This is a genomic window from Vibrio sp. Of14-4 (assembly GCF_022347625.1).
Classification (GTDB): domain Bacteria; phylum Pseudomonadota; class Gammaproteobacteria; order Enterobacterales; family Vibrionaceae; genus Vibrio; species Vibrio pristinus.
The window spans coordinates 308584-317077 of sequence record NZ_JAKRGI010000004.1 but is presented as its reverse complement, the minus strand read 5'-3'; the positions used below and the strand labels follow the sequence as shown (position 1 = coordinate 317077).

Annotated in this window: 2 protein-coding genes; both read left to right on the top strand. The window is 43.1% G+C overall.

The window, feature by feature from the left end; all coding sequences use genetic code 11:
- The first annotated feature begins 78 nt into the window (after window positions 1–78).
- Window positions 79–6819 carry a LysM peptidoglycan-binding domain-containing protein gene (locus tag MHN79_RS06655; RefSeq protein ID WP_239172204.1) on the top strand — a complete coding sequence of 2247 codons (6741 nt, stop codon included), beginning with the start codon at window positions 79–81 and terminating at the stop codon, window positions 6817–6819.
- 1130 nt (window positions 6820–7949) lie between these two features.
- Window positions 7950–8474 (top strand): tetratricopeptide repeat protein, encoded by a 525-nt coding sequence (locus MHN79_RS06650; protein WP_160931435.1) that lies wholly within the window; start codon window positions 7950–7952, stop codon window positions 8472–8474.
- The last annotated feature ends 20 nt before the right edge of the window (window positions 8475–8494 follow it).

The window sequence follows — 8494 nt, the reverse complement described above, 5'->3', positions numbered from 1 at the left end:
GCCGATGGAGAAAAGCTCACCACCACATACGCCTACAATGCCGACGGGCAGCGTATTAGTGAAAATAACGAAGGGCGCGTGACCACCTTGCGCTTTGACAGCCAAGGGCGAAAAGTCTGGACTGAGCAAGGCGGGGTGGCAAGCGCCTTTACTTATGACCTCAATGGGCAGGTTATCCAGCACATCGAAGGCGCATTGACCGAGGAGGGCGAGCTGCGCCAAGAGCGTGTGACCGAGTACGAGCGAGACGCCACGGGTGCGGTGTTAGAAAAGCGGGTGCGCTCTGGTGAAGACTGGACCGGCCGGGCGAGTAATCGCAGTGTGTCCTATCGCTACAACACAGCGGGCCAGATGATAGAAAAGCAGACGGGTCAGGGCGGTATTACACGTACCGTGTATGATGCTAAAGGTCGGGTTAAATTTGAAATTAATGCGCTAAATTATGTCACGGAGTATGAGTACGACAGGGCTAACCGCATTAAGAAGACGACTCGTTATGCACAGGCTGTATCAGGGCTGACAGAGTGGACAGTTGATAAGGTGAGACTGGCGTTGTCGGGGGATGGACGTACAACTGAACATCGCTATGACGAAGCTGGTCGTCTGGCGTTTGATATTGATGGCTTGGGGTATGCGACAGGCTACGAATACGATGCGGACAATAGAGTGATACGCACTACGCGTTACGCTAAACCAGTGACAGACATTGATTGGCTTATCACTTCGGCTGCCAATCGAGTCAGTGATTCCATTTATGACGCGAAAGGTCAATTGCGTTTTAGTATCAACGAAAAAGGTCATGTGAGTGAGCGAGTATACGACCTCATGGGCCGAGTCACTCACACAATTCGCTACGATAAATCGGTGACACTTCACGACCACAGTGAAGCATCGGTGGCGGCTTTACAATTTCAGTTGACACAAGAATTGGCCGCTGGTCGAGTGCGGCCTGAGTTGAGCGTGTTTGATGCTTTAGGTCGCTTGCGTTTCGAGCTAGATGGAGAAGGTTATTTGGTCGAATATCAATATACCCGCCACTCGGAGCAGGCAAGAAAGAAAGTGTATGTTGAAAATGATGCTTTGAAGCGTGAATTTGAACTGATAATGGCGAACCATATTGGTTACCAAGAAGAAAAAGCTTTCCTTGATCAGTATGTTCAAAATCAGGATGAAGATGATGTTCATACCACCTCCTATTTCTATGACCAGCGTGGTAATAAAGTTGCTGAAAGCTCGGCAAAAGTAGATTATCTAGACATGAGTATTTATGACAATGAATTACTCAAAACAGGACAAAACTTAATCACTGAGTTTCAATACGATAGCCTTGGAAATGTGACAGGTATAAAGCGCGCTTCTGGAACCAATATGGAGAGTGTAGAGAAATTTGTGTTTGATGTACAAGGTCATCAAGGACAGTCATTGGGTATGGGAGGAAGCCGCGTTTACTTCGACGAACAGGGACTGGCTATTGTCCATGTCAACCTGCAAGGTGGGCGCCGGGACAAAGTGTATGACTCGTTGGGACAATTAAGGTTTGATATTGATGAGCTTGGTTTCATCACTGAGCATCAATACAATGCGTTTGGCGACAAGTCCCTTCAGATCAGATATGAAAGTGCTCTTCCTAGTAGGACTATAGGTCAGCCTGTTTTGTTGGAAGAGATTGAAAGTTTTGTCAATCAAGCCGATGTGCAGGCGAAGAGTCGAACTATCGAGTATAAGTTTGACCAGGCAGGACGACAAAAGTCAGTTAAAAACTATGGTACAGCGACATCTGATCAACGTATTGACACAGTTCATTATAATGCCTTTGGAGACAAAGTTCAGTCTGATGTAAGCGACGGCGTTGATACCTTTATTAATAAAAAACAGTTGTTTAGTTATGATGGAGTACTAGTTGCTAGCAAAGACGCTGAAAATTATATCACATACTATGAATACAATGGATATGGTGAAATCAAGAGCAAGATTGAATTCGCAGATAAGTATTTAGGGGATTGGAATGAGGAAGATCTCACAACATGGATGTCGCAAGCCAGTAATGAACGCAGAGTTGAGTATGTTTATGATAAGAAAGGAAATAAGCATAAAACCATCCTAAAGAATTCGTTGCTCTATAAGGTTGACTCCGACGAGCTTCGTGAATACCGGACAGACGTAGTCTCAACTTCTTTCTTTGATTATGCAGGGCGCGTAATACTGAGTGCTGTAAGCAGCGGTTCTAAATCTGATGATGAAATTAAAGCATCCCAGTCGAGCCTAAAGTATCAATATGATGCGCTAGGACGTCTTATCTCTACTTGGTCTGGTGAAAAAGAAGTTTTCGATTTTAGACCTGAGACTCTAGGCAATGTGCCACAGTCAATTGAGAGATTACAAACTCAGTTTTTTTATGATGCTCGAGGTAACCAAGTCAAGGTGGTTGCGGGCGATCGAGAGAGCTACACCTATTACAACAAGCTTGGCTTACGAACCGGCATGAGAGACGCCGAAGGACATTTGACTTATGTGAATACGGATAATATGAACCGTGTTACGTCTGAAGGTCAGAATGCCTCTTCAATGGCCTCTCTCCAAGCGATGTCATACTATCACGATATAGTTAAAGAATATCGCTATGATGCGACTGGCCGTCAGGTTGCAACTAAGCAGAAAGCCTCGTCGGGAGATATTGACCAATCGGTTGAGTACAATGCTTATGGAGAAATCGTCAGCCGTAAACTAAATGGTATCGAGACTGAAAGTTATCAATACGATTCTTTGGGTAACCTTATCAAAGAGATTAAAAATGGAATACAAAAAACCTATAAATTTAATTTATACGGCAGAGTTTCAGGCGAAAGCACATATTATTACGACGACAAAAGTGAACGTTTATTACCTTCAACAACTCATAGAGACTACGATCTTCTAGGTAATCTCATCCGTGAGGAAAAACCCGAGGTTAGCCTGTATAACAATGTGTATGAGGACTTACAAAGAGGACAGAAACCGACTTATTCTTTAGTGAAACCCATCACAGAACAAGAGTTAGACCGATGGGGAAATGTTGTTAAGAAAACCGTGAATGGAGTGCAATACGAATTTGAGTATAACTCTAAAAATCAGATGGTTAAACAAATTGGCCCAAGAGTGACGGTGATCGAGGATGACGGCTCCATCAGCTATAGTCGCCCTGTCACGCTGTTCTACTATGATTTGCGCGGTAATCGTATTGCAGTACAAGATGCAAACGGCAACTGGCAAAAAACAACTTATGATAACTCTGGCACAAAGCTAGTCGATATCAACAGTAAAGGCCTTAAAACCTACTATTTACGCAATATTCATGGCGATATGTTGGGTCGTATCAGGCCAGGTGAACTGGGTGAAATGTATAACTATGACAAAAAAAGTCAGTTATTGTCGCGTGGGAAACTCACGCCTGGTTATAGAAATGTCGTCGTTTACGAAAGTTACACCTATGACGAAGCTGGTCGAAGAACTAGTGAAACACGTTATGGAAACTCAGGCTATCAGAGTTTTATTAAATATGATGAACTGAGCAATGTCATAGAGACACACGGTAAGGGAGTTCATCGCAAGTATGCGTATAACGACCGAGGGGAAAAAGTGTCTGAAGCTTGGCTGCGTAATGGTGTGGAAAAGTCTAAGAAGCAGTATAAATACAGCCTGCAAACTGGGAAAAAAATCGAAGATATTCTCGCAAATGGTTCAAAAGTCTCTTATTACTATGATCACGCAGGGTTCTTAATTGCCAAAAGTGGGGCTGGTATTGAGGTCGAATATAAGTATTACAATGATGGCAAGCTGCGTATGCGCCACAGCGCAGACAAAATTGAGACGTACTCTTACGACCTGCATGGACGAGAAGTCTGGAGGCAACTAAAGGGTAATGGAAACATTCACGGTTCTACGATCACTCGTACCGATTGGGACAGTTTAGGTCGGCTCAAGCGTTTAAACACCTATGAAGCTAAGTTATCAGGGCGCTCTCTGCATGGTGCGGAAATTTTGTATGAGTATGATGCTGTAGGCAACAGAAGAAAGGTCACTTCTAAACATCTCGGACTCACAAAGTATCAGTGGCATCACTATGACTCTGAAAATCGCAAAATCGCCTCTCATAAAAGTTCAAATGACATGAGCGTCGACGCCATTAAAATGTCTGGCCGGTCGGGTAGTAGAGTTATAGAATACGATCTCGCGGGTAGAAAAATTGTTGAAATAGAATGGGATTCTGTCAAAAAAGAGAGAAAGATTGGCTATGACGCAGAAAACGGTCACCTTTCTCATATTACAGAATACACAACCTATGGTAATGATGAAGTGGTCACTCGTGAGTTCAATCAAGCCAGCACTATTACTGGTCATGCATTGACTTTGTCAGACGTGCGCACTGAGTTTGCCTACCGTTCAGGGCAGCTCACCGAAACAAAAAGAACTGAATCCCTGACCCAGTCATCTTATGAGGATGGACTGCTCAAGCAACAGACTGTTTGGAAAGAAAGAGCTGTAAAAGATTATGAGACCACGTTCAACTATCACTATACAGGGCAAATAGCTTCCCAAGATATATTTATACATCGCCCTGGCGACAGTATGCTCGATAAGGTGGAGTATAAGTATTTCAAAAGCGATCCGTTCAAACGCTCTCGAATTAAGCATTCTAGAGTTATGGTTGACCAGTTTAATCCATTTAAGCCTAACGCAAATCGTTGGGTGACCGGAGAAACAAAATTTAGATACGATTCTGCGGGTGACCTGATCCTTGTGGAAAGTACAAAACAAGAAAGTCAACGATTTGTCCTGAGTGACTTCGATAGTCAAATAAAACTTCAGATAAAAGGTCGCTCGGATCTGACGGCGAATCTTGCAGCATCAGGTAATCAAGTCGGTCTTTTGTCTGCATATGAACTTGATGCGGATCTGCTGGATGACAGCGTTTCAAATACAGGCACTCAACCGGGGTCTTACACGGTAAAATCAGGCGATTCGCTCCAGAAAATCTCACATTCCCTGTTTGGAGATTCGCGTTACTGGTACTTGATTGCTGATGCGAATGGTTTATCACCCACAGAAAAGCCATTGACGGGTCAAGTACTACTGGTGCCGAATATCCATACCCAAACTTTCAATGGCGCAGACAGTTTTAAACCGTACAACGAAAGTGAAGTCTTGGGAGATATAAACCCAGAGCCAATGCCACCACCACCGCCAAAGAAAAGTTGTAACCCTATTGCTCAGATAATAATGGTTGCAGTAGCGGTTGTTGTAACAGTTTATACTGCAGGAGCTGCTGCAGTGGCCTTTAGTGGTGCTGCAGCCGCTGGAGGTGCCGCCGCAGCGGGAGCTGGTGCAGCGACAGCGGCCACCGTTGGTGGAACGGGCCTAGCTGTGCTTGGCGGTGCATCAGTTGCAGGTTCTGCCGCGCTAGGCATCGCTGCTGCCGCTGTAGGGGGAGCCCTAGGTGCTGCCGCTTCCCAGCTTGTTGGTATGGCAATGGGCGTAGTGGATAAATTTTCATGGGACCAGGTTGCACTGGGTGGTTTGGCAGCTGGAGCGACTGCTGGCTTTGGTGCGGCTCTGCAAGGAGGAACGGTTAACTTTGGATCATATGGCAACAACCTTGCGCGTAGCGCCGTAAACTATTCTACCAATTATTTGGGAAGCAAAACCCTTGGGATGGATACGTCATTCAGTTGGGAAACTTTAGCTGCTTCTGCTGTAGGTGGCTTAGTCAGCAGTAGTACCAACCAATATATTAATATGGGTAGTAACTTAGCCGGACAAGTCATTGGTGGAACGGTCTCTGGTTTTGCGGGATCCGCAGTAGCATCTCTGCTTCGAGGAGAATCCTTGAGAAGCCAATCAGGTCAGCTTTTAACGGATGCATTTGGTAATTCTCTGGCAAACGTAACAAAAGGAGAAATACTTGATGAGGAGGTTCGAGTTAAACGTCAGCTGATGTTTGAGAAAACAAGGAAAGCAGGGCTAAGGCCAGCAATTCCAGTAAGGGTGAAAAAAGACCCAACCGTGATTGTGACGCCGCTCAGCGAACAAGATAAGCCGCTCCAATGGGACGAAGAAAATCTGCATCTAGGCAATAAAGCTGCTTTAGTAAACCACTTTGGGAATTCGACTCACAAACAGGATGCCGGTACAAGTTGGGTTTGGTCGGGACAATGTACCGTTGACAGTCCTTATGGCTTGACTCAGGCGCAGGTTGAACAGATAGCTTGGGATTATGTTGGAGGGCATCCTCAGAGAGAACCGATGTCTAAGTCATTTGAGCCTTATTCAATGATTAAGACAGTCGGCGATTCGACCACTAAGGGAATAACAGCTTTGAGTATTGCGGATGCAGTGCCTGCTTTTTCTTTATACTCAGGCAAGGGCGGGGCTAGCTTTCTTTCAACGTTCACAAACTCTGGAACATCCACTGCTCATACATGGTCAATAGGTAAATATGCGCCGGGTTCACGAGGTGTGGCTGGGAGTTATTCTGGGTTACAATCCATATCGCCAGCACTAAAGACTGGGGCTAAAATAGCAGGCCCAGCAGGAACAGTTCTTTCTTATGGGCTTTCCGGTTATGATCTGCAACATGAGTATTCGACTACAGGAAATGTCAGTGCCGGCAATGCAATATATAATAGTTTGCAAATAGCTGGCACAACAGTTGCTGTTGGTGCTGCATTTGTGGTCTCTGCACCAGTTGCAGTAGGAGTAGGGTTAGTTTGGGGTGTTGGTAATTTATTTATTGATAGTGAAGCATCTAAAGCTGGCTGGCAGTCTATATATGATAATTGGTGATTAAGTGAACTTTAATTTTTTGTTAAGGCTTAGGGTTGCCTATTGGTATTTGTGTACTAATCAACTTAAGCAAGTTCCTAGTGTTGACTGGCATGTACATGCATCAATGTATGTAGGCATAATTGTATTTGCTTTTTTATATGGTTGCCGAAGTGTCATATCTCTCGTGGTTAACTTCAAGCCTTTATTAGAACCTTTTGCTTCAGTTATAGGTGTAGCTCTAGTGGCGGGCTTAATAGTCTATCTTTCTTGTATTCGTCAGCGCTATTATTTACAAGGGAAACTTTTTCTAGAGCAATCTAAGACTGTACAGAGAAAAATCATATGCATAAAAAATGGACTACTCTTAGTGTTTCTCAGTGTGTTGCCACAGATACTAGCTTTGTTATTTATGCTAACGCATTGAAACTGGGACAGCGTAATTTCTAACTATAGGAAAATAGTTAATCTCCTAGCAGCTCATAGATCATGAGCTGCTTTCTTACGTCTGGATTTTTATTTATCTGCTGTTCTTAGTGTATCCCGTCGTCTATGAGCCGGCTTTTAAGCACTTCTACAACAATTGTTCAAACCCGTAAGGAGCCACGGCGGTCAATCCATAACAAGAAGCTGGACGCTGGTCTTACGGCTAATATCGGCGTATCTGGTAACCAAATTCACTTATCATTAAACAGGTCATAAACTGATAGTGATTAGAAAAGCTTAACTGAACTTTTACTCGTGAATGAATGATTGTAGACCATGAGAATAAAATCTTTGGCCTGCTATGAACAATAAACTATTCATATATTAGAGTTGCTATTTTGTCGGAGTTCACTCTTAATTAATCGTAGAAATCACTATAAATACGATTAGAAAAATTAAGAAGATACATATTATTAACCATAATGTTTAATAAAAATACTAACAAGCAACCATATTAAAACCATGAAATAAGTTGATCTATTGCACAGGAAATATTCAAAAAATACAATTTAATAATATTTTTGTAATTATAATCGTACTAATTTTGTGATTTTATTTTCATATATTCATCTTGGTGGTTTTAAATATATGAAATATCTATTATAAAGCGGTCGTCACATACATTATTAATAATTATAACTCTACGCGAGGTAAGAGAGGTACTGATGCTTAACTTGAACTTGTTTTCTACTGAAGAGCTTTTAGCTCTAAGCGCGCAAGATCTCGAAAAAAATGAACTCGCTACGGGTTTAGAAAAACTAAAGTTTTTGCTTGACCAAGGTGTTGTTTCTGACGAACTAGATTCTATGCTGGGTAGTGTGTACGCCAAACTACAGTTATTCACTGAAGCCGCTGAGCGTTATTCGGCCTTATTAGATAGAGATCCCTCAAGGCTTCATGAAAGATTTCAATTAGGTATGGTCTATCGTGAGTTAGGAGAAACAAGTAAAGCCCTAGAAAACTGGGACCAAGTATTATCCACAGATTCTAATTACCCTCCAGTACTGTTCCATAAAGCTCTCGTTTTATTGGCGGAAAACGAGACAAAAGACGCCGAAGATTTATTAATGCAGTTAACATCCACCGCAGAAGCAGATAATTATTATGCTGAAAGAGCCGTGGAACTAATCAATGAGCTGGGTGCCATAGAACCAAACCCTGAAGGCGCAGAACTCGATAGTGTTCACTAGATACTATCCAGAATAACGTG

Excerpts from the sequence above, each read along its gene's own strand:
- MHN79_RS06650 (WP_160931435.1), top strand. The coding sequence starts at position 7,950 with ATGCTTAACTTGAACTTGTTTTCTACTGAAGAGCTTTTAGCTCTAAGC.